This is a genomic window from Collinsella sp. AM24-1 (assembly GCF_003470325.1).
GTDB lineage: Bacteria > Actinomycetota > Coriobacteriia > Coriobacteriales > Coriobacteriaceae > Collinsella.
The window spans coordinates 1-24,340 of the sequence record NZ_QRHM01000028.1; the positions used below are offsets into that span (position 1 = coordinate 1).

Consider the following 24,340-nt stretch of genomic DNA (forward strand, 5'->3'; position numbering starts at 1 on the left):
CGCAGCCCCGACCCGCGGTCACGAGCGGGGGCTCCTGTCGTTTCCGTGCCCCTGGATTGGGTCATAGTGTCTGTCCGTCCTCCACCTGTGGTATTGCCCTGGTTGGCACTTAGGGACGTTCCTCTTGTGCCGGCACTTGGGGACGGTCCTAGCCGCCTGGGGTCTACCGGTGCATTGGGGGTTTACGCCTTCCATGCATGACAGTCGTCTCTTTTATGTTTCCTTTAGCCGTCGCTGCCTAGGATGGGGGTTAGTCGGTAGGAAGGGAGCGTCTGTATGGACGACGCGAGCGATCGTGCAATCGAAGAGGACATGCTCGATCAGTTCAATTACTTTGACGATGAGGACGAGGAGCTGATCGATCGTCGCGAGCCGGCGTCGCTCGATGCTTTCGACCTTGTTGATGAAGGGCCCGACGAGGACGAGGTCGAATCGACGGAACCCCCACAGCCTTCGCGCCATGATTCGTTGCTCTCAAGAGTCCCTCTGCACCACGGTGTTCGTGCCGGCGCCCTCCATATGAAAACCGACTGGTGCCAGATCGTGACGGCAGGCGGTGAGCTTGCCGTCGATGCGCCGCTCACCGATAAATCATCCATCATTTGCCGCACCGGCATGCTTATGCTCGCGAGCGGAACGGGTGCCTGGCGTGTACGCGATACCATGAATCGCGTCGCCGCTGTACTCGGTGTCACCATCCACGTTGACTTAAGTCTCCTGTCGTTTGAGTGTACTTGTATCGAAGATGGTCACTGCTTTAACGAGGTCGTCAGCCTACCCACAACGGGGGTCAATACTCATCGCATATGGATGATGGAGAGCTTCTTAAAGGAAATCGAGGTTTACGGGCGCCGGTTTACCGTGCATGAGTACCACGAGATGCTCAAGACCGTTGAGAGTTCAAAACCCGATTACACTCCCTGGCAACAGGGCATTGCGGCGGCCTGTGCTTGCGGCGCCTTTGTCTTTTTGCTCGGCGGCGGCCCTATCGAGATGGCCTGTGCATTTGTGGGCGCTGGTGTCGGCAACTTTGCGCGCTCCCATATTCTCAAGCAGGGCCTTGGCCAGTTTAGCGCGCTGACGATCGGCGTTGCACTCGCTTGCGTCTCGTATCTGCTGGCATTGCTTGGCCTTGGCCAGGTCATACCGGGGGCAATGTCGCACCAAGAAGGCTATATCGGCGCCATGCTCTTTGTGATCCCCGGCTTTCCTCTCATTACGGCAGGCCTCGACATCGCTAAGCTCGACATGCGAAGCGGCATTGAGCGTCTTTCGTATGCTGTGTCGATTATTGTGATGGCGACCCTCGTAGGCTGGATGGTTGCCGAGTGTGTGGGGCTGGCGCCGGATGATTTTGCCCCGCTCGGCCTCTCACCGTTGGCTCTTACACTCTTGCGTATTGTGATGAGCTTTGTCGGAGTATTTGGCTTCTCGGTTATGTTCAACAGTCCGGTAAAGATGGCAGCGGCGGCAGGGCTCATCGGCGCCGTGTCTAATACCTTGCGCCTTACGCTCGTTGATGCGCCGACGCTGCTTCCCTTCCTGGGTCTGAGCGTGGGTATGCCTCCCGAGGCAGCAGCGTTTATCGGCGCGCTGGTATCGGGACTGCTCGCGAGCTTAGCCGAAATCAAACTCACCTACCCACGCATCGCCCTCACGGTGCCGTCGATTGTCATTATGGTGCCGGGCTTGTATCTGTATCGCTCGATGTATTACATGTGCACCTTCGACACGGTCAATATGCTCGGCTGGTTTGTGCGTGCAGTGCTCATCGTGGCGTTTCTGCCCGTTGGCCTGGGCGTGGCGCGTACGCTCACCGACCCTCGCTGGCGCCACACTAGCTAATTGGCGCAAGTGAAACTGATCCGCATAACATGAACGTGGATAATCTCCCGTTTTTGGCCTGTTTACGGGCTCAAAACGGGAGATTATCCACGTTCATGGAATGGGTGTCCGAAAATCCACGCTCGTTGGGCCGATGCAGACGCACCTGGCGATTCCTTTTTTGTAGACGTTGTCACGCGGCTACGGGCGGGAAAGGTCCCAACGGTTAACATATAATCCATATGGGTAAAGAGACCAAAGCGCTGCCGCGGGGCGGCGCTTTGCGTTTGAAAAAAACTAGCTCGTCTAAGAGGAACTAGCATGTTAGACCGTTTTACCGATCGCGCGCGCAAGGTCATGTCCATGGCCAAGCAAGAGGCGCTCGATCTACACTCAAATAAGGTGGGCACCGAGCACCTGCTGCTCGCGCTTGCCAAGGAGGACGAGGGCATCGCTGCCGAGGCGCTGCGCTCGCTCGATATCTCCTACGACGACATCATGGACACCCTCAAAGAGGTCCAGACCACGGTTCCCGAGCCCAGCGAGGAGACCGAGGCGGCCAAGCTCGCCTTTACGCCGCTCGTCATCAGCGTGATGGAGCGTTCATTCCGCGTGGCACGTGAGAACAACCAGACCTACGTGTCGACCGAGCACCTGCTCATCGGTATCGTCGAAGAGGGCAACGGCATGGCCATGGACATCCTCATGCGCTTGGGTGTGTCGTCCGCCTCCATCAAAAAGGCTATCGAGAAACTCACCGCCAAGGACCAGGACAAGAAGCGTCCGCTCGCCGGCGCCGGTGCTGGTCGTCCCGGTGCGGGCCTGCCGTTCTTTAGCGGCTCGGATGCCTCTCAGCAAAAGGGGAGTGGCACCGATACGCTTAAGCAGTTCGCGACCAACCTCACGCAGAAGGCACGCGACGGCGAGCTCGACCCTGTAATTGGTCGCGAAAAGGAAGTCCAGCGTATGATGGAGATCCTTTCGCGCCGCACCAAGAACAACCCGCTCATTCTGGGCGACCCCGGCGTGGGCAAGACGGCCATCGTCGAGGGCCTAGCTCAGCAGATTGCAGCCGGCAACGTGCCCGAGAACCTCATGAACCAGAACATCTGGACGCTTGACCTGCCGGGTCTTGTCGCGGGCGCCAAGTATCGCGGCGAGTTTGAGGAGCGCCTCAAGAACGTGATCCAGGAGGCCACCGAAGCCGACGACGTCATCCTGTTTATCGACGAGATGCACACCATCATCGGTGCCGGTTCTGCCGAGGGGTCCATCGATGCAAGTTCCATGCTCAAGCCCGTGCTCGCGCGTGGTGCCTTCCAGATTATCGGCGCCACCACGGCCGAGGAATTCCGCAAGTACCTCACCAAGGACCCAGCCTTCGAGCGTCGCTTCCAGACCATCGATGTCGAGGAGCCGAGCGTCGAGGACACGGTCAAGATCCTGACTGCGCTCAAGCCGCGCTACGAGGAGCACCACCACGTGCGTTACACGCAGGGTGCCATCGAGGCCGCTGCGAACCTCTCCAACCGCTACATTCAGGATCGCTTCCTGCCCGATAAGGCCATCGACCTCATTGACGAGGCCGGTGCCCGCGCTCGCATCGCCGCGAATCGCGCACCCGAGCCGGTGCGCGAGGCCGAGCATCGCATCGAGGAACTCAAGGCTGCCGCACAGGAGGCTACCGAGAGCGACGACATGAACAAGGCCGCCGAGATCACCGAGCAGCAGAAGGCTGCCGAGATTGAACTCGCCGAGGCCAAGGCTGCCTGGACCGCCGAGCTCGACGCCAGCCCGCTCACCATCGACGTAAGTCAGATCGCCGATATCGTGTCCGTGACCTCGGGCGTGCCGGTGTCCTCGCTTACCGAGAGCGAGAGCCGCCGCCTGCTGCAGACCGAAAGCGTGCTCAAGACCCGCATCATCGGCCAGGACGAGGCTGTCGAGGCCGTGGCCAAGGCAGTGCGCCGCAGCCGTTCACCCCTCAAGGACCCGCGTCGCCCCGGCGGCAGCTTTATCTTCCTGGGTCCCACCGGCACGGGCAAGACCGAGCTCGCCAAGACGCTTGCCGAGTACCTCTTTGGCAGCAAGGATGCGCTCATCAGCTTCGACATGTCCGAGTTCGGTAGCGAGTTCGAGGTATCCAAGCTCATCGGTAGCCCTCCGGGTTACGTTGGTCACGACGAGGGCGGCCAGCTCACTAAGGCCGTTCGTCGCCACCCGTACTCGGTCGTGCTGTTCGACGAGATCGAGAAGGCGCACCCCGACATCTTCAACATCCTGCTGCAGGTGCTGGAGGAGGGCCGCCTGACTGATAGCCAGGGCAAGACGGTCGACTTCCGCAATACCGTGATCATCATGACGTCCAACGTGGGCGCCCGCGAGATTGCGCAGGATGCGAGCGTGGGCTTTGGCACCACCGGCGAGCAGGGTCTCACGTCGAGTGAGATCCGCGGCCGCGCGATGGGCGAGCTCAAGCGCCTGTTCCGCCCCGAGCTGCTCAACCGCATCGACGACATCGTGGTGTTCCAGAAGCTCTCGGGCGAGAACCTGACCAAGATTGCTCACCTGCTGGTGGACGATCTGCGCCAGCGCCTGATTGCCAACGGCATGAACATCAAGCTCACCGATGCGGCCTATAACAAGATCGTGGCCGAGGGCACCGACCTCACCAACGGTGCGCGTCCGCTGCGCCGTGCTATTCAAAAGCTCATCGAGGACCCGCTGTCCGAGGAGCTTCTGGCCGGCGAGTGGGGTGAGGGCGATACCGTCCTGTGCGACGTGGCCGATGGCAAGTTTGTCTTTAGCCATGGCACGGGCGAGATCCCGGCACCGCGTCCGGCGGGCACGCTCGGTGGCGATACCGCCCCGGCGGCACCGCACACCGGCAACGCCGCGCCCGTGAGCGGCGGCGTGACCTCGGGCCCCGGCGGCATGATGCAAGCCGGCTCTGGCGCGCTGTAGGGCGTAACAAAACCTTGTGTCCACGAGGGCGTTCCAAAGGAGCGCCCTTTTTCTGTTGGAAAGGCCCCTTCGTTCAAAGTAGATCTCATTAAACATATCAATGGCGTATGCATAAACGTTGATCAAGCGTTGAGGTTGGTTGAAGGGCCCAACGTCCCTTCGGCGCGGCCCGTCTAACATGCTTTATCTTAATAAAGTGGCGTTTTCCCGCCGTTAGCCGATGATGCAAGGGCGCTCGGCGTTTTCGACTGGTTTATGCACGCAAAGTCTGGGAATATACAAGTCGCATGTCTTACTGTCTAACCAGTTGCGCCAAGGAGGCACCATGGACTACAAGATTACTGGCTACGAGCCTGCCCAGCTGTTCCATTTCTTTGAGGAGGTCAGCGCGATCCCCCGTGGGTCTGGCAACGAGAAGGGCATCAGCGATTTCCTGGTTGCGTTTGCCAAGGAGCGCGGCCTCGACGTGTATCAGGACGAGGTCTACAACGTCATCATTCGCAAGCCCGCATCTGCCGGTGCCGAGAATGCCCCGACCGTGATGCTGCAGGGCCACATCGATATGGTGTGCGACAAGTTGGGCTCCGTTGAGCACGACTTTACGACCGACGGTATCGACCTGGTCGTCAAGGACGGCGTCCTCACCGCTAACGGCACCACCCTGGGCGCCGACAACGGCATTGCTGTCGCTCTGATGCTTACCGTGCTCAACGACGATTCGATTGCTCATCCGGCCCTCGAGTGCGTGTTCACCACCGACGAGGAGACTGGTCTGGTTGGCGCTGAGACGCTCGACAAGTCCCAGATCAGCGCCCGCACCATGATTAACCTTGACTCCGAGGAAGAGGGCGTTGCCACCGTCAGCTGCGCCGGCGGCGTCGTCGTTACCTACACCTGCCCCATCGCGCGCGAGCACAAGACCGGTAGCACCCTCACGCTCGACATCTCCGGCCTGCTGGGCGGCCACTCCGGCAGCGATATCCACCTGGAGCGCGGCAACGGCAACCTCATCATGGCCCGCATCATCGACCGCCTGATGGTTGCCGGCGAGCCCGCCATCGTGAGCTTTAACGGCGGCACCAAGGACAACGCCATCAACCGTGAGTGCAAGGCTGTTCTGGTCTATGCCGACCACGCTGCCGCCGAGGCCGCGGCCCAGATCGCAAAGGACATCATCGCCGACGTTACTGCCGAGCTCGAGGTCTTCGACCCCGGCTTTACCTGCACCGTCGAGATTGCCGACGACGCCGAGGTCGAGGCCATGGACCAGAAGTCCGCGCTTGCCCTCATCCGCGCCCTGCGTCTTGCCCCTAACGGCGTGATTCGCCGCAACGTCGCCACCGACGGCTCCGTCGAGGTTTCCTCCAACATCGGTGTGGTTGCCACCTCTGACGACGAGGTTAAGATCATGCTTTCCCCGCGCTCCTCGATCACCTCGCTGCAGAACGAGTTCAAGGATCGTTTGCAGACGCTTGCCGATGTCCTGGGCTTCGACGCCAAGTTTGAGTTCGAGTATCCCGGCTGGAGCTATGCCGAGCATTCGCCGGTCCGCGACGTCTTTGTCGAGAGCTATCGCGAGCTCTTTGGCTCCGAGCTGCGCATCGAGTCCATTCACGCCGGCCTTGAGTGCGGCCTGTTTGCCGAGGCCCTGCACGGCCTGGACGCCATCGCCGTGGGCCCGACGCTCTCCGATGTCCACACCCCGGACGAGAGCATGGAGCTCGCTTCTGCCGAGCGCTTCTACGAGCTGCTCATCGACGTGCTCAAGCGCCTCGCCGCGTAAAGGTTGCGCTAGCAGCAGTCCGAGCCACGTGCTAGCGGATTGCAAATGACATTACGAGAGGGGGTACCCGGTCTTTTGCGACAGGTGTCCCCTCTCTTCTTTTAAGAAATGGGAAATTGATTGGCGTCTAGCCCATATCCGCCCTGATGAGGTCGAGGGTTCGCTGGCAGTTTTCGCGGACGGGGCCGAGCATATGATCGCGCAGGTCCGCCATGCCGGGCAGGTCGGCGTATTCGTCCATGACCTCTTCCATGCAAATGGGTACCTCGTAGGCGAGGTCCATCATGGTCGCAAAGCAAAACTTCTCGGATAGCCCGGCATCGGTGAGCGCCGTCTCCAGCGCGGGGTCGCCCATACCGTGGTATCGGCGGATAGCACCTGGACCGATGCGCCCCACACGATTTTCGCCGCCAACGCTCATAGCAAGGCGTGCCCGACGTCGCATGCTCTCATACGCCAAGCCCGATGCGACATCGTACATGGGTGCGAGTGCCGCGTTTGTGCCTTTGCCTAGGATGAGCGAGTAGTTTTTAGCGTGTGCGTCAGGCGCTCCGATAATGGCGTTATAGAACAACATATAGGTAAAAAGCACAAGATTCATGTGGTGGGGGACTGTGTTAATCAGTCGTTCTTGGATGTCTCGTGTAGTCGGTCCTCCGTCGGCGGTGTATTTCTGGCTTGGCAATACACCGAGCGCCTGGCAAAAGTCCTCCTGATGCAGCCTTTCGATACTTCCGCTGTTATTGACCATTCTGTCGTACCGTTCAACGACGAGTGCGGCTTCGTCTTCAAATGTGCAATAGGAGACGTTGGCAGTTGGAATGCCAACACGCCGAGCCGTTTTCATGCAGACGAATTCGTTTAAGGCCTGATGTTTGAACCCGACGACACCATTTTTGAAGATATGGGTAGTGGGGGATGACCCTAGACATTCGTACCATTGGCCATCATGCCAAGCTAGTGCAAATTTGCCTTGGTTGCCGCCCAGGGACCAGCTTTCGTTGGAGCCCATCCATGTCTCTCTTTCGTCATCGCGAATTGCTTTAAGCTTGTGAGCGATTTGAGAATTGGTAAGCGGGCGGTATGCGGAGACCCTGCCACGGACGGCGTCTAATTGATCGGCTCGACAAAACTGAACGGCCCCCGCGCAGTCAAGACCGATATGGCACAAGAGGGCGACGGGGTTGTTAGATGCAACATCATGCTCGGTGGCAATGGCGCGACGCTGCTCTTGACTGTCGGGCAAAAGGCCAAATAGGAACGGGCGGACGATGTTATGGCCATACGTGCGATTGGAAAGCGGCATTGTTAGCGATAGCGGTGCCCCGCGATAGGTTGGGGCGTATACAAAGCTGCAGAGTCCATGCTCGTCTTGCCGGAGAGTGCCTGCGATTTCGCCACAAATGAGGGTCGCAAGCTCCATTTCTGCCATTTATTTCACAACCTTACAGCCAAAGGAGAGGTCTGAAGTGTCGGTAAGGCCTTGCTCGGCTGCGATTTGGGCCAGCAAGGCACCATAGGAAGATGGCGCTCCTTGTCGAGCGGGTCGTCTGCCTACGCTTGGCTTTGGCAGGGCATTCGAGTTCGCGATAGGGAGGTCCGCTATCGTCGTTGGATGTTCGGAGGGCGATGCGATGGAGTCGTTATCGCTTTGCGCAAAGAGGCCTATGCCGAGTGCGTTAAAGACAGTCAGCAGCTTGTCGAGTCGAATGCCAGTGGCGTCTCCTAGCTCGAGCGATGCGAGCAGGCGCTCCGAAACACCGGCTTTTTTAGCGAGGGCGGCACGGGTGAGACCCTGAGCCTCGCGTGCCTGACGCACATAGATGCCAGCTTGCCGCGGTGTGGTGATGGGAAGGGTATCCATGGCGATCTCCTAACGTGCAGACTTTTGCATATCAGTATGACATGCAAAAGCCTGCACGAAAAGGTATTATGCAAAACTCTGCATGAGACCTCTACATTGACGTTGAGCTTATGAGAGGCGTTTTTTATATCGCGAGAATCCCCAGATGCTCAAGCAAGATCTTAAGCCCGATGAAGACGAGCACGACGCCGCCCACGATGGTGGCAGGCTTTTCGTAGCGCGCGCCAAAGGTGTGGCCGATCGCTACGCCGGCGACGGAGAAGATAAAGGTCGTGATGCCGATGAGCGACACGGCGGGCATGATGTCGACCGAGAGCGCGGCAAATGAGATGCCTACGGCTAGGGCGTCGATTGAGGTGGCGATGGCGAGGATTAGGTACTCGCCCAGGTCAATCTTTTCGGCATCCTCGCCGTCGCCCTCATCCTCGTCCTCGTCCTCGGTAAAGGCCTCCCACAGCATTTTGCCGCCAATGAAGGCGAGCAGGATAAAGGCGATCCAGTGGTCGATGGGGCCGATGATGCCCATAAACTGGCTGCCAAGCGCCCATCCGATCACGGGCATGCCGGCCTGGAAGCCGCCAAAGAACAGGCCGAGCACTACGGCGACCTTAAGGTTGATCTTCTTCATGCCAAGGCCCTTGCAGATGGATACGGCAAAGGCGTCCATCGAAAGGCCAACGGCGAGCAGCACGAGCTCTGCGAGTCCCATAGTCTGGCTCCCTCTCTGCGGGCGGGCCCGCGTGTACCTCTTGGGGGAGCAACAAAAAGACTAACCTTGGCACATGGTTGATTGGGTAGTCAAAAGAGCCCGTCCCAAATTAGCTATCTTAGCGGTGTTCGCTCATTCTGTAAGCATCGGATTTCGCGAGCGCCGCGGGGACAAACCGTGAGAAACTAATTAGCGTTTATGGAGCGTATACGATGGGAGCGATGCCTTGGATAAGAACGAGCTGCAAAAGCGTATGGAACAGGCCATCCGCCTGACGGCACCTGGTCAGCCGATCCGCACTGCCCTCGACATGATCATCGCCGGTCACCTGGGCGCCCTTATCTGCGTTGGCGACACCGAAAACGTGCTCGCTGCCGGTAACGACGGCTTCCCGCTCAACATTTCGTTCACCTCGAACCGTCTGTTCGAGCTCTCCAAGATGGACGGCGCCATCGTCATCGACGGCGACCTCACCCAGATCCTGCGCGCCAACTTCCATCTCAATCCCGATCCCTCGCTTGCCACGAGCGAGACGGGCATGCGTCATCGCACCGCCGCTCGCATGTCGGTGCTCACCGATGCCATTGTGATCTCGGTCTCGGCCCGTCGTGCCGTCGTCAACGTGTACGTTCACGGCAAGAGCTACGAGATCCAGCCCGTCACCACCATCATGAGCTCGGTCAACCAGCTCGTCGCCACGCTCCAGACTACCCGTCAGTCGCTCGACCGCTCCCTGCTGCGCCTGACGGCCCTCGAGCTCGACGACTACGTTACGCTCGCCGACATTACCGGTATTTTCTCGAGCTTCGAGATCATGCAGCAGGCAAAGACCGAGCTTAAGGATTGCATCGTCAAGTTGGGCAACCAGGGCAAGCTCGTGCAGATGCAGCTCGAGCAGCTCGCGGGCTCCAGCATGGATACCGAGTATGACCTGATGATCCGCGACTACGCAAGTGATTCTTCCGAGGCTAATGCCGAGAAGATTCGCGCCAACCTAAGCCGTATGACACCTAAGGACCTGTCCGACCCACAGCATGTGGCGGCGGTTCTGGGTTACGACGACCTGGACGAGGACTCCGTCATGACACCGCTGGGCCTGCGCACGCTTTCGCGCGTGTCCGTCGTGCGCGACGGCGTGGCCGAGAAAATCGTCGACGAGTATGGATCGCTGCAGGAGCTCATGGACGACATCAGCGAGGATCCGGAGCGCCTGGGCGACTTTGGCGTTAACAACCCTGCCATTCTTGCGGACTCCCTGTACCGCATGAAGGGCACCAAACAGGGGAACGCATAATGGCTCCCGTATGCGCCGTGGTCGTTGCCGGCGGCAGCGGCCAGCGCTTTGGAAATCCCGGCGGCAAGCAGCTCGTTAACGTGGCGGGCCGTCCGCTCATGAGCTGGTCTATCCGTGCGTTCGATCGTAGCGACAAGGTCGGTCACATCGTGGTGGTGTGTCCTGCCGAGCGTCGTGTCGAGATGCGCCGCCTGGCCATCAGCCCGTATTCGTATAGCACGCCCATCAGCTTTGCCGATGCCGGCGATACCCGCCAGGACTCCACCCGTGCCGGCGTGCATGCGGTACCGGCGGGTTTCGAATATGTCGCCATCCACGACGGCGCCCGTCCGCTCATCACGACCGAGGCCATCGATCACGCGATCGACGTGCTTGTGGGTGACCGCTCGCTCGACGGCGTCGTGTGCGGCCAGCCCGCGATCGACACGCTCAAGATCGTCGACGGCGACAATATCGTCGAGACGCCGCCGCGCGAGCTCTATTGGGCCGCGCAGACGCCGCAGATCTTTAGCGTCGATGCTATGAAGCGCGCCCACGCTGCAGCCATTGCCGAGGGCTTTATCGGTACCGACGATTCGTCACTGGTCGAGCGCATGGGTGGGCGCGTCCGCTGCGTCCAGAGCCCGCGCGATAACCTTAAGGTGACGGTGCCCGAGGACCTGCGCCCCGTAACCGCGATTCTGCTTGGCCGTATGGCCGAGGGAGAGGACCTTCCCCATGTTCAGTAACCTGCGCATTGGCCACGGCTACGACGTCCACCGTTTGGTGGAGGGGCGTCGATGTATCATCGGCGGGGTCGACATTCCCTACGAGCGCGGCCTGCTGGGCCACTCGGATGCCGATGTGCTTGCGCACGCCTTGGCCGACGCCATTCTGGGCGCCTGCCGCGGGGGAGACATCGGCAAGCTATTCCCCGACACCGATTCCGCCTACGAGGGTGCCGATTCGATGGTGCTGCTCGCTCGCGTGATGGACTATGCGCGCGAGTTGGGCTTTGAGTTTGTCGATGCCGATTGCACCATTGCCTGTCAGCAGCCCAAGATCACCCCGCACCGCGATGCCATGCGCGCCAACCTTGCCCATGCCTTGGGCGTTGACGTCGAAAACGTGGGCGTCGCCGCCACTACGACCGAAAAGCTCGGTTGGGAAGGCCAGGGCGAGGGAATCGGTGCCTGGGCCGTCTGCCTGCTACAGAAAACCGTTAAGGAGTAACGAATGCGTATCTACAATAGCGCTACCCATAAAAAGGAAGAGTTCCAGCCCATCGAGTCCGGCAAGGTCAGCATGTACGTGTGCGGCCCCACGGTCTACGACAACATCCACATCGGCAATGCCCGCACGTTCATCAGCTTTGACGTGATTCGTCGCTGGCTCATCGCGAGCGGCTACGAGGTCACGTTCGCCCAGAACCTCACCGATGTCGATGACAAGATCATCAAGCGCGCCAACGAGCAGGGCCGTACGGCTGCCGAGGTCGCGACGGAGTTCTCCGACAAGTTCATCGGCGTCATGCGCGCCGCCAACGTGCTCGATCCCGATGTGCGCCCCCGCGCCACCAAGGAGATCGGCCCCATGATCGCCATGATCAAGACGCTTATCGAGCAGGGCCACGCTTACGCAGCCGATAACGGCGATGTGTACTTTGCCGTGCGCAGCGATCCCAACTATGGTCAGGTCTCGGGCCGCAACATCGACGACCTTATGGTTGGCGCGCGCATCGAGGAGAACGAGGACAAGAACGACCCGCTCGACTTTGCCCTGTGGAAGGCCGCCAAGCCCGGCGAGCCCAGCTGGCCGAGCCCCTGGGGCGAGGGCCGTCCCGGCTGGCACACCGAGTGCGCCGCCATGGTGCACCGCTACCTGGGCACCCCGATCGACATCCACGGCGGCGGCTCCGATCTTGCCTTCCCGCATCACGAGAACGAGTGCGCCCAGGCCACCTGCGCCTGGCACCAGGGCTTCTCCAACACCTGGATGCACACGGGCATGCTGCTGGTAGACGGCGAGAAGATGTCCAAGTCGCTCGGCAACTTCTTTACGCTGGCCGAGGTGCTCGAGCAGCACTCCGCTGCCGCCCTGCGCCTGCTGATGCTGCAGACGAGCTATCGCTCGCCGCTCGACTTTTCTTGGGAGCGCCTGGAGGGTGCCGAGAACTCGCTCACGCGTATCGCCGGTACGGTCGAGAACCTGCGCTGGGCCGCGAACCATGCGACGGCCGACGCCGATGAGGCAGCATCCGAGGCGTTTGCCTCCAAGGCCGCCGAGACCCGTGCCACCTTTAAGGAGTGCATGGACGACGACTTTAACACCGCCGGCGCCATGGGCGCCGTCTTTGGCTTTGTGACCGAGTGCAACCAGTACCTGGAGCAGGCGGGCGACGCTGCCGACAAGGCCGCCGCGCTTGCCGCCGCCGATACGCTGGTCGAGCTGCTCGACACATTTGGCGTTGAGCTTCCCGAGCCCAAGGTCGAGCTGCCGCTGGGCCTGCTGGGCGTTGCCGCCGGCCTAGTCGCCTACACGGGTGACGACGTGGACGAGGCCGCTGCCAAGATTCTCGAGGCCCGCGCCGAGGCCCGCGCCGCCAAGAACTGGGATCTGGCCGACGCCATCCGCGACCAGCTCAAGGACCTCGGGCTGACGATCGAGGATACTGCCGCTGGCACCCGTATTAAGAGTCTCTAGTATTTGTCGACCGTTCGAGGTGCGGCAGATTGCCTTGAAAGAGGAGGGCATAGACCTGGTGGTCATGCCCGACGATTGAAAGGCAAGGTGCCGTGGCTCGGACGGTCGATTCTTGTTCGTTATCTATTTAAGGAGGCCGTTATATGGCCGACAATCGCAAGCGTGCATCGCGTGGGGGCAAGCAGGCTGCTTCTGGCTCGCGTCCGATTCGCCGCAACGACCGCGCTGCCGCTCCCAAGGGCCAGCGCGAGCGTGGCCGCGATAACGTCCAGGTTCCCAAGGGCGAGTTTATCGAAGGTCGTCGTGCTGCCGCCGAGGCGCTGCGCACCGGTTTTCCCGTCAAGTGCGCGCTCATTGCCGAGGGCGGGGAGCGCGATGCCGCTCTGTCTCGTCTGGTCGACGACCTCAACGCCGCGGGCGTCCGCATTAAGTATGTGCAGCGCGCGCAGCTCGACGCACTGTCGAGCCATGGCGCTCACCAGGGCATCGCGCTCGAGGTTGGCAACTTCCCCTATGCCGATGTCGCCGATATTCTCGACCGCGCGGGCGACAGTCCGGCGCTCGTCATCGTGCTCGACCATGTGACCGATGACGGTAACTTTGGCGCCATCGTGCGCTCTGCCGAGGTCGTGGGCGCCGCGGGCGTCATCATCGCCAACAAGCGTGCCGCCGGCGTGACCGTGGGCAGCTACAAGACTTCAGCCGGCGCCGTCATGCATCTGCCTATCGCGCAGGTGCCCAACATCGCCCGTGCGCTCGACGATCTTAAGGCCGCTGGCTTTTGGGTGGGCGGCGCTTCCGAGCACGCCGAGGGCAGCTGCTGGGATGCTCCCTTCGAGGGCCGCGTGGCGCTCGTCATGGGCTCCGAGGGTGATGGCATCTCGCGTCTGGTGCTCGAGAAATGCGACTTTTTAACCAAGCTTCCCCAGCGCGGCATGACCGAGAGCCTCAACGTTGCCCAGGCGACCACGGCGCTGTGCTTTGAGTGGCTGCGTCGCAACGCCGGCGAGCTCATGGGGGAGGAGTAGCGCATGTCCAAGAAGAACCGCGCCAAGTCCAAGGCCAAGCGCTTTGGCGAGGGCTCGGCCAAGCCGATTGTTTCGGCCGCGACCTATGGCGTGGGCGGCAATGCGTTTGCGCAGGCCATCGCCGATCCGGTCTCGACGGTGCACTCCAACAAGCCCGAGCTGCTTGTGGTTGACGGTTACAACGTGATCCACTGCACGCCGCGCTACGAAAAGCTCGTGTACGACCATTCCGACGATCCATATTCCAGCGACGTTCACGATATGGCGCGCACCGCCCTCATCAACGACGTCGCCGCCTTTGCCCAGGGCCGCTACGAGGCCGTGATCGTGTTCGACGGTGCGGGCAATATCTCCAGCGAGCGCCCCAACCTGCCGGCCCGTGGCGTGCGCATCGAGTTTTCGCCGACGGGTGTCTCTGCCGATACCGTGGTGCAGAAGCTCTGCATTGAGGCGCGCGAGGAAGGTCGCGCGTGCTCCGTGGTGTCGAGCGACGGCACGATCCAGGCCGTCGTCATGGGCAAGGGAGTCACGCGCATCTCGAGCCGCATGCTGGTGGACGAGATCAAGCAGATCGATAACGACGTTCACGAGGCAGAGGAAGCTCCGCAGATCAAGATGACCCTGGGCAGCCGCCTGAGCCCCGATGCCCTGGCAAAGCTCAAGGCCCTCCGCGGGAGGTAGGGGAGCTGACGGTGCGACGCTGTCTCGCTAACTCCATTCAGCGATGTCGATCATTCTACGGAGGCGCCATGTAAGTGCCTCTTTTAGATATGGCAGCCTTGCCGTGAGCGCGTCGTTTCTGGACAGAATCTCGAGTGCCTCGTCAACGAAGCCTTCGAGTTTGTCGCCGTCAAACCAGCTCATATCCTCAACAAGCAGCATTTGTTTCGCGGGGCTTGAATGAAACTGCGCGCTGGTAAAACTGTGCTCTCCTGCCCGAAGCTCCTCAAGAGAAATGTTGCACCAGAGCGATGAGCCCGAATCGAAGATGGGGGCAGGTCTGCAGGTTAGCGTGTTGACGTTTCGTACAAGGCCAAAGTTACGCCAATGGCGGTCATAGTTGGCGATGATGTCGTCGCATACAATCATGCGGTCAAGGGCATCCTTGACGCCTGTCACCCCGAGCTCTTCGCAGTTTGCTACATATCGCTCGTAGTCGGTTAGCCGGTCGTCCGCATTTGCGTGCTGGTTTACATAGAACGCAGGGACATATTCTTCTTCGTCAGTTAAGAAGACATCGCATGTGCTCAGGGCAGAAGTACCTGCGCCTTCGAGCGAATAGGGTACATAATCGCAAGCGTTTAGGATGCGACGGTGAAGTGCAGTCGCCACCAGCTCGTTATAAGGTTCCTGGTTTAGATGTGCACCTGCTTTGTGGAGGATTCGACGGTCACCCTCGCACGTCCAATACTTTTGAAGATTGCCGTCCGAGGTGTTGTCGGGCTTTGCAGCAGCTGCCTTACCCTCTGGGGCGAAGGGCGCGATGGACAGAGAGACGTCGTCAAAAGCATTATTGAAGAAGTTAATATCTTTCCACGCGAGACCGGAGCCTTGGGGTCTAATCCAATACTGGTCGGATAAGGAGAGGCCAAGATTTCGCTGTACGAGTTCATCGGGAACATCAACTGCGGCTTCTGCAAGCAGGGAGGCTAGCCCAATGCGTGCGAGCGGGATACCGCGGCCGCGCCACCAGATGCGGAAGGAGTCGAGCGATACAGGTTTGCTGGGAGTAAAAACTCCAATAGGGGCGTGGGCACGATCGACGTCGGCGCCGATGTGGGTGAAGTCTTTCCGTGATCTGCTGTAGACCAGCTGGGCCACTTCGTGCGTGCGGTTCATGAGGGTAAATGCGATTTCGCTTTTCCCATGCCCGCGACGAGGCCGTCCCCCTCTTTTGGTTGCGGAGCGGAGTCGCGTGTCTACGCTGTCTTTGTCGATAAGCCACACGCCAGAAGCCTTGCGGGCGGTCAGCGCGCCGTTCTTAATGAGCTCCTGCACCCTGCGCGGGGTGATGCCGAGCAGCTCGGCTGCTTCCTTTGTAGTTAACATCGCGAAACCCTTCGCCAGAACGAATAGTTTTTCTATTCCATTGTAATTAAAACTATTCGTTCTGACGAATAGTTTTGAGATGTGATCGGTCGAAGGGTCTGTTGCGCCCCGTCCGTAATTCCTTTATTCTTAACTGGCTTCGCGCGAAAGCGCCAAGCGTGCCAGTGTGGCGCAACGGTAGCGCAACTGATTTGTAATCAGTGGGTTGCAGGTTCGATTCCTGTCACTGGCTCCATGAGAGTTTCGGGCTCTGTTCCCTTGTGGAGCAGAGCCCGTTTCTTATTTTGGTGAGTTATCGGGCTCGACGTCCGTCTCGTTCCCCAATTTGTCTCAATCTATAACGCCAAGACGGCTTAATCGTTTCTAGCTGTTACAGATCGAGACGAAAGGTCGAGGATCGGTCCATTTATCTTGATCTGTAACAGACAGGAGAGGGATATCGGTCTAGGTGTTACAGATTGAGATGAAAGTCGCACGCCAATCCCCATACTTGTGGTACCGCGCTGACCGAATAATTGACATCCCCGCAAGGCGTTTTGCATGTCTCGGTTTAGACTGATAGCTTAAGTGCCGATAAGGCTCGACAGCGATGCAAGAAGCGGCGCCGAGCATTTTGTTCCCAGACGCTGCATTCGAAAGGCGTTTTATGAACCTGAAGAGCTTTGATAACCAAAACGAGCTGCTTAAAGATGGTCTTATTGAAGCAATCAATAACGGTGACCGTATTTCGGTTGCCGCGGCACTGTTCTCGATTTATGGATATGGCGAGCTCAAGAAGCAGCTGGAGTCTTGCGATTCCTTTCGATTTATCTATACGGAGCCGACGTTCTTATCCGTCAAGGCCCAAAAGGAGCAGCGTGAATACTACATCCCGCGCATGGGCCGCGAGAGCAGCATCGGCGGCACGGACCTCGAGATCAAGCTCAAAAACGAACTCAGGCAGAAGGCCGTCGCTCGCGAATGTGCCGAGTGGATCAGGCAGAAGGCAGAGTTTCGCTCATACCGGGACGCCAATCGCGCGGCCGGTGGCTATCTCGTCGTTGACAGTGCCGAGCCTGCGGCGTTCCAGCCTATCGAGGGCCTGACGACGTCCGCCCTGGGCACAACGCCCAGCAAGCAGCTCACCATGACTATGGGTATCCCGGGGGACATGGCGCGCCAGTACCTGTGCCAGTTCAATGCCGCCTGGGATTCGGGCGAGCTTGAGGACGTTACCCAAGCGGTAATCGACTCCATCTCCACAATGTATCGCGAGAACCCGCCCGAGCTGGTCTACTACGCAGCGCTCTACCGTATCTTCAGTGAGTTCCTCGAGGACGTCTCGGTGGATGACCTTGCAAAAGAGGGGACCGGCTTCAAGGAGAGCAAAGTCTGGAACCTGCTCTACGATTTCCAGCAGGACGCAGCGCTTGCCATTATCAACAAGCTCCAGACCTACAACGGCTGCATCCTCGCAGACAGCGTCGGCTTGGGCAAGACGTTCACTGCCCTCGCGGTCATTAAGTACTATGAGCTGCTCAACCGCAACGTGCTCGTGCTCTGCCCCAAGCGCCTTTCCGACAACTGGCTCACATACAAAAAGAACTACGTCAACAACCCCATCGCCGCCGATCGCCTGCGCTACGACGTGCTCTACCACACCGATCTGTCCCGTGACAAGGGACTGACGGTCGAGGGCAACGACCTCGAGAAGTTCAACTGGGGCGCCTACGATCTCGTCGTCATCGACGAGTCCCATAACTTCCGCAACGGTGCAGACACCTCGTCCAAGGTCGAGGACGAGACGCAGGGCAATCGCTTTGAGAGGCTCCTCAACAAGGTCATCAAGGACGGAGTCGAGACGAAGGTCTTGATGCTTTCGGCCACTCCCGTCAACAACAGGTTCCGCGATCTGCACAACCAGCTCAAGCTCGCCTATCAGGGCGATTCTGATGCGTGGTCGAAGAAGCTCGGACTCGACAAGCCGGTCGATCAGGTATTCCGCGATGCGCAGGGGGCGTTTCGCGACTGGTCCGAGCTGCCCGCGGCCGATAGGACCACGACGGCGCTGACGGATCGGCTCGACTTCAACTTCTTCCAGATTCTCGACCGCGTTACCGTCGCGCGCTCGCGCAGACATGTGCAGCGCTACTACGATGTATCCGCGATCGGCCCGTTCCCCAAGAGGCTTAAGCCGGTATCGTTGCGGCCGAGTCTGGCCACCTCGGACGAGGCGGGCACCTACTCGCAGATAGCCGACACACTCGCCTCGCTCACGCTCGCGGTCTACCTGCCCACGGTCTATCTCCATCCCAGCGCGGCGCCCAAGTACGCCGATGAGCATGGTCGCCCTCCCACCAGCGGCCGCGAGCAGGGAATGGTCAAGCTCATGTCCTCCATTCTGCTCAAGCGCCTGGAGAGCTCCGTCTACGCCTTTGAGATCACGCTGGGCAAGATCATCGAGGTCATTAGGCACAATCTAAAGGTTATTGAGGGCTATCGCGCCGGCGCGTCCGGCGCGTCGGTCGAGGGCGTCGAGACCTTTGAGTATGAGGAGGGGGACACCGACTTCACGGTCGGCACCAAGAGCAGGTTCTCGCTCGAGGACATGGACTGGATCAGCTGGGAGCGCGATATGCTCAAGGACCTCGAGGCGCTCGAGGACATCCGCCAGCTCATCGTTCCCATCGATGCCGAGCATGACGCGAAACTGGCCGAGCTCAGGCGCGTTATTGCGGACAAGGTCGAGAACCCCATAAACCCGGGCAACAAGAAGCTGCTGATCTTTACGGCGTTCGCGGACACGGCGGATTACCTCTACGAGAACATCGGCGCCTATGTCGAGGATCGCTACGGGCTCGAGGTGGCGGAGGTCGCCGGCGGCTCGCAGAGCGCCCGCTGCTCGGTCGAGGGCGTCCGCAACGACATGAACGAAGTCATCACCTGCTTCAGTCCCGTGTCGAAGGACCGCGACGTCGCGTATCCGAGGCTCAAGGGCAAGGACATCGACGTGCTCATCGCGACCGACTGCATCTCCGAGGGCCAGAACCTGCAGGACTGCGACTGCGTCATCAACTACGACATCCACTGGAACCCGGTGCGCATCGTGCAGCGCTTTGGCCGTGTCGACCGCATCGGCTCCAAGAACGCCTGCATCCAGCTCATCAACTTCTGGCCCGATGTTGAGCTCGACGAGTACATCAACCTCAAGGCGCGCGTGGAGAACAAGATGCATGCGTTGGTTATGGCGTCGACGGGCGACGACGACTACATCAACGAGGACGAGAAGGGCGACCTGGAATACCGTCGCCAGCAGCTCGAGCGCATGAAGGACGAGGTCGTCGACCTTGAGGACGCGCAGAGTGGTATCTCCATCACCGACCTCGGCCTCAACGACTTCCGTATGGACTTGGTCGAGTACCGGAAGGAGCATCCCGATATCGAAAACGTCCCATACGGCATCGAGGCGGTCGCCGCCGGCGAAGAGCCGGGCACGATATTTGTGCTGCGCAACGCGAACGGCAACATCGATCGCCTTTCCGGCAATCCCATCCACCCCTTCTACCTGGTGTACGTTGGCGAGGATGGGTCGATTCTGCATGGCTACGCCACGCCCAAGGACATCCTGGACGAGATGAGGCGAATCTGCCGAGGCGTCAAGGAGCCGGTCGAAGACCTGTGCCGTGCCTACAATGCCCAGACCGAAGACGGGCGCGACATGGCCGCCCAAACAGATCTGCTGGCAAGTGCGATCGGCTCCATCGTCGAGGGCAAAAACGAGTCCGATATCGACAGCTTTTTCAGCGGCGGGACGACCGGCTTTTTGGAAAACGACATCGAGGGTATCGACGACTTTGAGCTGGTGTGCTTCCTGGTGGTGAAAAAACCATGCTAGGACTTCCGGCAACAACCGAGGTGGGCAGGCGTCTGCCCAAAGAGGCCTTCTACCGCCACATGGACGTCGATGCCGCCACCCGGCGCGACCTTACGGGCGGCGTGGCGGCGATTGTCGTCGCAAACTCCATCAAACCGGCAACGACCAATATCGCCGACGGCAAGGCGGTGCACGAGATACTCGTGCTAAGGATCGATCCCAAAGGCGAGCGGGTGCCCGAGCGCGCCGTGCGCCTGGTGAGCAACGCGACGCCCAACAAGGCAGTGATTGTCGACAGCGGATCCGGCGATATCGCGATTTGCGAGGAGGGCCGTCTGCTGGAGACACGGGATATCGAGCGTCTTGCCTTGAACGGTTTCGACCTCGACATGGTGTGGGATTCCATGCTCGCTCAAGTCGCTTTGGGAGAATTCGATGGTCACGACGTCTGGGCGAGAATTGATCGCCGTGAGAAAATAGACGGGCTGCGCGCTGAGGTCTTCGCGCTCGATACCAAGGTCCGCAGAGAACGTCAAATAGCTCGAAAGAACGAGCTGTTTGCACAGATGAAACGGAAACAGGCCGAGCTTAGACGGCTTGAGGAGGAGTAGCAGTCATGGATAAGATCAGTCAGGAGACTCCCGACCTCACGCAGGAGAACATCGCCAAGATCGCTGCGCTCTTCCCCGATGCGGTGACCGAAGCTATGGACGCAGACGGCAAGGTCACGCTTGCCGTCGATTTCGATGCCCTGCGCGATGACCTCTCCGGCGAGGTCGTTGACGGTCCGCGGGAACGCTACCAGTTCACCTGGCCCGGCAAGCGCGAGGCCAAGCTCGAAGCGCGCCGCCCCATCAAGAAGACCATGCGCCCCTGCCCCGAGAAGTCCAAGGACTGGGACACCACCGAGAACCTCTACATCGAGGGTGACAACCTCGAGGCCCTCAAGATCATGCGCGAGACCTACGCCGGCAAGGTGAAGCTGATCTACATCGACCCACCCTACAACACGGGCCACGACTTCGTCTACGACGACGACTTCTCCAAGACACGCGCGGAATACGATGCCGAGAGCGGCGAGTACGACGAGGAGGGCGGCCGCCTGGTGGCCAACCCTGAGTCAAACGGCCGCTTCCACTCCGACTGGTGCTCAATGATGTACCCCAGGTTGATGCTGGCCAGGGACCTGCTGAGCGATGATGGCGCGATCTTCATCTCGATTGATGACAACGAGGAGCAAAATCTGCTTAAGATAGGTAACGAACTGTTTGGCTCGGGCAATTATGTGGGAAAGCTGTATGTGCAGGTCAATCCTCGTGGTAGAAATCTTGACCGTTATATTGCTAAAACAATCGAGCCGGTCCTTATCTGGGTCAAAAACTATACATGTGGAAACTCGCTAAACCTAATCCCCAAAGATTCCAGGATGTTGTCTGAGTACGACCGAAAAGATGACAAGGGCTCATATAGGGCAATTGGTTTAAGAAATCGAAATCAAAGCTTTAATCCGCAAACACGTCCAAACCTCTACTTTCCTTTATGGATATCCCCGGCTGATGGCTCGGTTGCCCTTGAGAAAGATGAAGCTCACTCAGTAGAACGTCTCCCGCTTGCCGCAGACGGAACTCCAACTTGTTGGACTTGGTCAAAATCGAAAATTCAATCAGAGAATAACTATTTATTCGGCGAACCGTGTGGTAATGAGTGGCGTGTGTATCGTAAGGATTATCTTGAGGAAGGTTCTGCCGCCTTCACGATGGCAAAGTCACTTCAGGCTGATGCGGAGTTTAACAACGACTATGGAAAGAAGCGAATTAAAGAGCTATTTGGATCGAACGTTATGAGCTTTCCCAAGCCCCCTGCTCTCATGAACCGCATTCTTGAAATCGGCTCTTCAAAAGACTCCTTGGTAATGGACTTCTTTTCTGGTTCAGCGACTATGGCCGATGCCGTCATGTCTTTGAACGCTGCTGACGGTGGCAAGCGTCGGTTCATTATGGTCCAGCTTCCGGAGGTTGTTGATGAAGCAACCGAAGCAGGAAAGGAAGGTTACACCACGATCTGTAACGTCGGCGAGGAGCGCATCCGCCGCGCAGGCGAGAAGATCAGGGCCGAGGTCGATGAGGCCAGCAGGCAGCTTGAGCTTGGCGCCGAGCCCAAGCCCGTGCCCGACATCGGCTTCCGTGTGCTGCGCGTGGATGAGTCCTGCTTCAAGGACGAGTACGCCGCGCCGGGGCAGTACGAGCAAGCCGCGCTCGACCTCTTCACCGACAACTCCGCTGAGGACGCCCTGCCGCTTGACCTCCTCTTCCAGGTCCTGCCGGCGTTTCGCATCGAGTACTCCGCGAAGATCGTCGAGCGCGAAATCGGCGGCAAGGCGTGCTTCGACGTCAACGGCGGCCAGCTTATCGCCTGTTTTGACGAGGATGTCGATACCGTGGCATTGGAGGCCATCGCCAAGGAGCGCCCGCTCTACGCCGTCTTCCGCGACGCATGCTTTTCCAACGATGCCGCCGTGGCAAACCTCGAGGAGCTCTTCAAAACCTTCAGTCCCGACACCATCCGTAAGGTGATCTAGGAGATCCGGATGCAGTTCAAGTTTAAAATCCAGCCTTATCAGACTGAGGCTGCTCGTGCGGTGACCGATGTCTTCGCCGGTCAGCCTAACTCTGGCGCCTCGCCCTATCTGCGCGACCTTGGTCGCGCGGCGGACGGCGACGGCACCGAGGCGCTGCCGGGCTTTGAGACGCAGGTCCAGGCATCTGAAGGCTACGCGAATGCCCCCATCGCCCTTGGGTCCGCCACGTTGCTCGAGAACATTCACAAGGTACAGCGCCGCAATCGGATCGTCGAGTCTTCGTCGCTTGCCACTGGTCCCGCTCCGGTAAACCTTGACGTGGAGATGGAGACGGGCACGGGCAAGACCTACGTCTATACCAAGACCATGCTCGAGCTCAACCGTCTCTATGGCTGGACCAAGTTCATCATCGTGGTGCCGTCCGTTGCCATTCGCGAGGGCGTCTACAAGTCTCTCAAGAATACCGAGCAGCACTTTTTTGAGCAGTACGGCAAGGCCATCCGCTACTTTGTCTACAACAGCGCTCGCCTGGGCGACATCGACCGGTTCTCGGCGAGTTCCGATATCAACGTCATGGTCATCAACATGCAGGCGTTCAATACGTCCATGAAGGAGGGCGGGCGCTCCAAGGAGGCCCGTATCATGTATTCCGAGCGCGATGAGTTCGCGAGCCGTCGCCCCATCGACGTGATCGCCGCCAACAACCCCATCGTCATCCTGGACGAGCCGCAGAAGATGGGCGGCAATGCCACCCAGGCCGGCATCGCCCGTTTCCGTCCCATCGCGTGTCTCAACTATTCCGCCACCCACAAGGTTACCCATGATGCCGTTTACGTGCTGGATGCGCTTGACGCATTCAACCAGCGCCTGGTCAAGCGCATCGAGGTCAAGGGCTTCGAACTCAAGAACATGCGCGGAACCGACGGCTACCTGTATCTTCAGGACATCAAGATTTCCAAGAATAAGCCGCCCCAGGCGGTCATCGAGTTCAAGAAACTCAACGCCTCGGGGTCCATCTCCAAACGTGCGCAGGGCTTCTACGAGCAGGACGACATCTATCCCGCGTCCGGCGAGCTCGAGGCGTACCGCGACGGGTTCACCGTGTCCGAGATCGTCCCGGACAGCGATGTTCAGCTGGGCTACGTCAAGTTCCTCAACGGCATCGAGCTCTGCCGCGGCGACGTTTACGGCGATTCTTCCGATCGCGACATGCGCCGAGTGCAGATCCGCGAGACCATCAAAAGCCATCTGGAGAAGGAGGAGGCGCTGTTCGCGCGCGGCATCAAGTGCCTGTCGCTCTTCTTTATCGACGAGGTCGCCAAGTACCGTGTCTACGATGATGACGGCGAGGAGGGCCTGGGCGAGTACGGCCGAATCTTTGAGGAGGAGTACGCGCGCGCCATCGACGAGTACGGCCGCGGGCAGCAGAACCTTGACGCCTCGCTCGATGCGGGTCTCGGGAAGGCGCGCCGTCGCTATCTGGAATGGCTGCGCGGCATCGATGCACATGAGACCCATAAGGGATACTTCTCCATTGACAAGAGGAGTCGTCGCCTGATCGACTCCAAGCTCAAGCGCAACAGCGATGAGTCCGATGACGAGAGCGCCTACGATCTCATCCTCAAGGACAAGGAGCGCTTGCTGTCGTTCGATGAGCCCACGCGCTTTATCTTTGGCTCTGTTAGACCAGGATTGACATACATGTGTCCCCA

At 59.6% G+C, this 24,340-nt stretch carries 17 protein-coding genes and 1 tRNA gene; 14 read left to right on the forward strand and 4 right to left on the reverse strand.

Annotation, left to right across the window (positions count from 1 at the left end):
* Positions 1-276 precede the first annotated feature (276 nt).
* The 3 genes from DW661_RS08970 (at position 277) to DW661_RS08980 (ending at position 6,571) form a co-directional block, all read left to right on the forward strand.
* Positions 277-1,845, forward strand: a complete 1,569-nt coding sequence (locus DW661_RS08970; RefSeq protein WP_199584880.1) for a threonine/serine exporter ThrE family protein — start codon at positions 277-279, stop codon at positions 1,843-1,845.
* Positions 1,846-2,145: 300 nt separating this feature from the next.
* On the forward strand, positions 2,146-4,788 hold the full coding sequence (locus DW661_RS08975; protein WP_118935383.1) for an ATP-dependent Clp protease ATP-binding subunit: 2,643 nt from the start codon (positions 2,146-2,148) through the stop codon (positions 4,786-4,788).
* A gap of 325 nt (positions 4,789-5,113) precedes the next feature.
* A complete protein-coding gene (locus DW661_RS08980; RefSeq protein WP_118935384.1) occupies positions 5,114-6,571 on the forward strand; it encodes an aminoacyl-histidine dipeptidase in 1,458 nt (485 codons plus the stop codon).
* Positions 6,572-6,698: 127 nt separating this feature from the next.
* Here the strand turns inward: DW661_RS08980 and DW661_RS08985 are convergent, their stop codons facing one another.
* From DW661_RS08985 to DW661_RS08995, 3 genes are all read right to left on the reverse strand, one after another.
* On the reverse strand, positions 6,699-8,003 hold the full coding sequence (locus DW661_RS08985; protein WP_117629254.1) for a type II toxin-antitoxin system HipA family toxin: 1,305 nt from the start codon (positions 8,001-8,003) through the stop codon (positions 6,699-6,701).
* On the reverse strand, positions 8,004-8,435 hold the full coding sequence (locus tag DW661_RS08990) for a helix-turn-helix domain-containing protein (RefSeq protein ID WP_118935385.1): 432 nt from the start codon (positions 8,433-8,435) through the stop codon (positions 8,004-8,006). It lies immediately after the preceding gene.
* 124 nt (positions 8,436-8,559) lie between these two features.
* A complete protein-coding gene (locus DW661_RS08995) occupies positions 8,560-9,144 on the reverse strand; it encodes a manganese efflux pump MntP family protein (RefSeq protein ID WP_118935386.1) in 585 nt (194 codons plus the stop codon).
* Positions 9,145-9,397: 253 nt separating this feature from the next.
* Between DW661_RS08995 and disA the strand changes: the two genes are divergently transcribed.
* The 6 genes from disA (at position 9,398) to DW661_RS09025 (ending at position 14,829) form a co-directional block, all read left to right on the forward strand.
* On the forward strand, positions 9,398-10,438 hold the full coding sequence (disA, locus tag DW661_RS09000) for a DNA integrity scanning diadenylate cyclase DisA (protein WP_369831362.1): 1,041 nt from the start codon (positions 9,398-9,400) through the stop codon (positions 10,436-10,438).
* Positions 10,438-11,166: a 2-C-methyl-D-erythritol 4-phosphate cytidylyltransferase gene (gene ispD, locus DW661_RS09005; protein ID WP_117716888.1), complete on the forward strand. Its 729-nt coding sequence runs from the start codon at positions 10,438-10,440 to the stop codon at positions 11,164-11,166. Before disA ends, ispD begins: the two co-directional genes overlap by 1 nt.
* Positions 11,156-11,650 (forward strand): 2-C-methyl-D-erythritol 2,4-cyclodiphosphate synthase, encoded by a 495-nt coding sequence (gene ispF, locus DW661_RS09010; RefSeq protein ID WP_117716889.1) that lies wholly within the window; start codon positions 11,156-11,158, stop codon positions 11,648-11,650. Before ispD ends, ispF begins: the two co-directional genes overlap by 11 nt.
* Positions 11,651-11,653: 3 nt before the next feature.
* On the forward strand, positions 11,654-13,120 hold the full coding sequence (gene cysS, locus DW661_RS09015; protein WP_117716890.1) for a cysteine--tRNA ligase: 1,467 nt from the start codon (positions 11,654-11,656) through the stop codon (positions 13,118-13,120).
* A 143-nt stretch (positions 13,121-13,263) separates the two neighbouring features.
* Entirely contained in the window at positions 13,264-14,148 is an 885-nt protein-coding gene (gene rlmB / locus DW661_RS09020; RefSeq protein WP_118935387.1) for a 23S rRNA (guanosine(2251)-2'-O)-methyltransferase RlmB, read from the forward strand.
* Between the two features lie 3 nt (positions 14,149-14,151).
* Positions 14,152-14,829, forward strand: a complete 678-nt coding sequence (locus tag DW661_RS09025) for an NYN domain-containing protein (RefSeq protein ID WP_006234978.1) — start codon at positions 14,152-14,154, stop codon at positions 14,827-14,829.
* A 27-nt stretch (positions 14,830-14,856) separates the two neighbouring features.
* Here DW661_RS09025 and DW661_RS09030 read toward each other — a convergent pair whose 3' ends face one another.
* Positions 14,857-16,197: a DNA-binding protein gene (locus DW661_RS09030; RefSeq protein ID WP_117583107.1), complete on the reverse strand. Its 1,341-nt coding sequence runs from the start codon at positions 16,195-16,197 to the stop codon at positions 14,857-14,859.
* Positions 16,198-16,357: 160 nt separating this feature from the next.
* On the opposite strand from DW661_RS09030, the gene DW661_RS09035 reads away from it, so the two are divergent.
* The 5 genes from DW661_RS09035 to DW661_RS09055 form a co-directional block, all read left to right on the forward strand.
* Positions 16,358-16,432: transfer RNA gene (locus tag DW661_RS09035), tRNA-Thr, on the forward strand.
* A gap of 411 nt (positions 16,433-16,843) precedes the next feature.
* Positions 16,844-20,071 carry a helicase-related protein gene (locus DW661_RS09040; protein WP_199408858.1) on the forward strand — a complete coding sequence of 1,076 codons (3,228 nt, stop codon included), beginning with the start codon at positions 16,844-16,846 and terminating at the stop codon, positions 20,069-20,071.
* The gene (locus tag DW661_RS09045) at positions 20,065-20,661 is read left to right on the forward strand and encodes a DUF4391 domain-containing protein (protein WP_117583106.1); all 597 of its coding nucleotides are present in this window, start codon (positions 20,065-20,067) and stop codon (positions 20,659-20,661) included. The genes DW661_RS09040 and DW661_RS09045 overlap by 7 nt, the downstream gene beginning before the upstream one ends.
* A 5-nt stretch (positions 20,662-20,666) precedes the next feature.
* Positions 20,667-22,628, forward strand: coding sequence for a site-specific DNA-methyltransferase (locus DW661_RS09050; protein WP_117583105.1), 1,962 nt, complete (start codon positions 20,667-20,669; stop codon positions 22,626-22,628).
* Positions 22,629-22,637: 9 nt separating this feature from the next.
* The coding region (locus DW661_RS09055) for a DEAD/DEAH box helicase family protein (RefSeq protein WP_158568437.1) at positions 22,638-24,340 on the forward strand (1,703 nt) is incomplete at its 3' end.

Excerpts from the sequence above, each read along its gene's own strand:
- ispD (WP_117716888.1), top strand. The coding sequence starts at position 10,438 with ATGGCTCCCGTATGCGCCGTGGTCGTTGCCGGCGGCAGCGGCCAGCGC.
- DW661_RS08975 (WP_118935383.1), top strand. The coding sequence starts at position 2,146 with ATGTTAGACCGTTTTACCGATCGCGCGCGCAAGGTCATGTCCATGGCC.
- DW661_RS08970 (WP_199584880.1), top strand. The coding sequence starts at position 277 with ATGGACGACGCGAGCGATCGTGCAATCGAAGAGGACATGCTCGATCAG.
- DW661_RS09030 (WP_117583107.1), bottom strand. The coding sequence starts at position 16,197 with ATGTTAACTACAAAGGAAGCAGCCGAGCTGCTCGGCATCACCCCGCGC.
- ispF (WP_117716889.1), top strand. The coding sequence starts at position 11,156 with ATGTTCAGTAACCTGCGCATTGGCCACGGCTACGACGTCCACCGTTTG.
- DW661_RS08995 (WP_118935386.1), bottom strand. The coding sequence starts at position 9,144 with ATGGGACTCGCAGAGCTCGTGCTGCTCGCCGTTGGCCTTTCGATGGAC.
- DW661_RS08990 (WP_118935385.1), bottom strand. The coding sequence starts at position 8,435 with ATGGATACCCTTCCCATCACCACACCGCGGCAAGCTGGCATCTATGTG.
- DW661_RS08980 (WP_118935384.1), top strand. The coding sequence starts at position 5,114 with ATGGACTACAAGATTACTGGCTACGAGCCTGCCCAGCTGTTCCATTTC.
- cysS (WP_117716890.1), top strand. The coding sequence starts at position 11,654 with ATGCGTATCTACAATAGCGCTACCCATAAAAAGGAAGAGTTCCAGCCC.
- DW661_RS09050 (WP_117583105.1), top strand. The coding sequence starts at position 20,667 with ATGGATAAGATCAGTCAGGAGACTCCCGACCTCACGCAGGAGAACATC.
- disA (WP_369831362.1), top strand. The coding sequence starts at position 9,398 with ATGGAACAGGCCATCCGCCTGACGGCACCTGGTCAGCCGATCCGCACT.
- rlmB (WP_118935387.1), top strand. The coding sequence starts at position 13,264 with ATGGCCGACAATCGCAAGCGTGCATCGCGTGGGGGCAAGCAGGCTGCT.
- DW661_RS09040 (WP_199408858.1), top strand. The coding sequence starts at position 16,844 with ATGAACCTGAAGAGCTTTGATAACCAAAACGAGCTGCTTAAAGATGGT.
- DW661_RS09025 (WP_006234978.1), top strand. The coding sequence starts at position 14,152 with ATGTCCAAGAAGAACCGCGCCAAGTCCAAGGCCAAGCGCTTTGGCGAG.
- DW661_RS09045 (WP_117583106.1), top strand. The coding sequence starts at position 20,065 with ATGCTAGGACTTCCGGCAACAACCGAGGTGGGCAGGCGTCTGCCCAAA.
- DW661_RS08985 (WP_117629254.1), bottom strand. The coding sequence starts at position 8,003 with ATGGCAGAAATGGAGCTTGCGACCCTCATTTGTGGCGAAATCGCAGGC.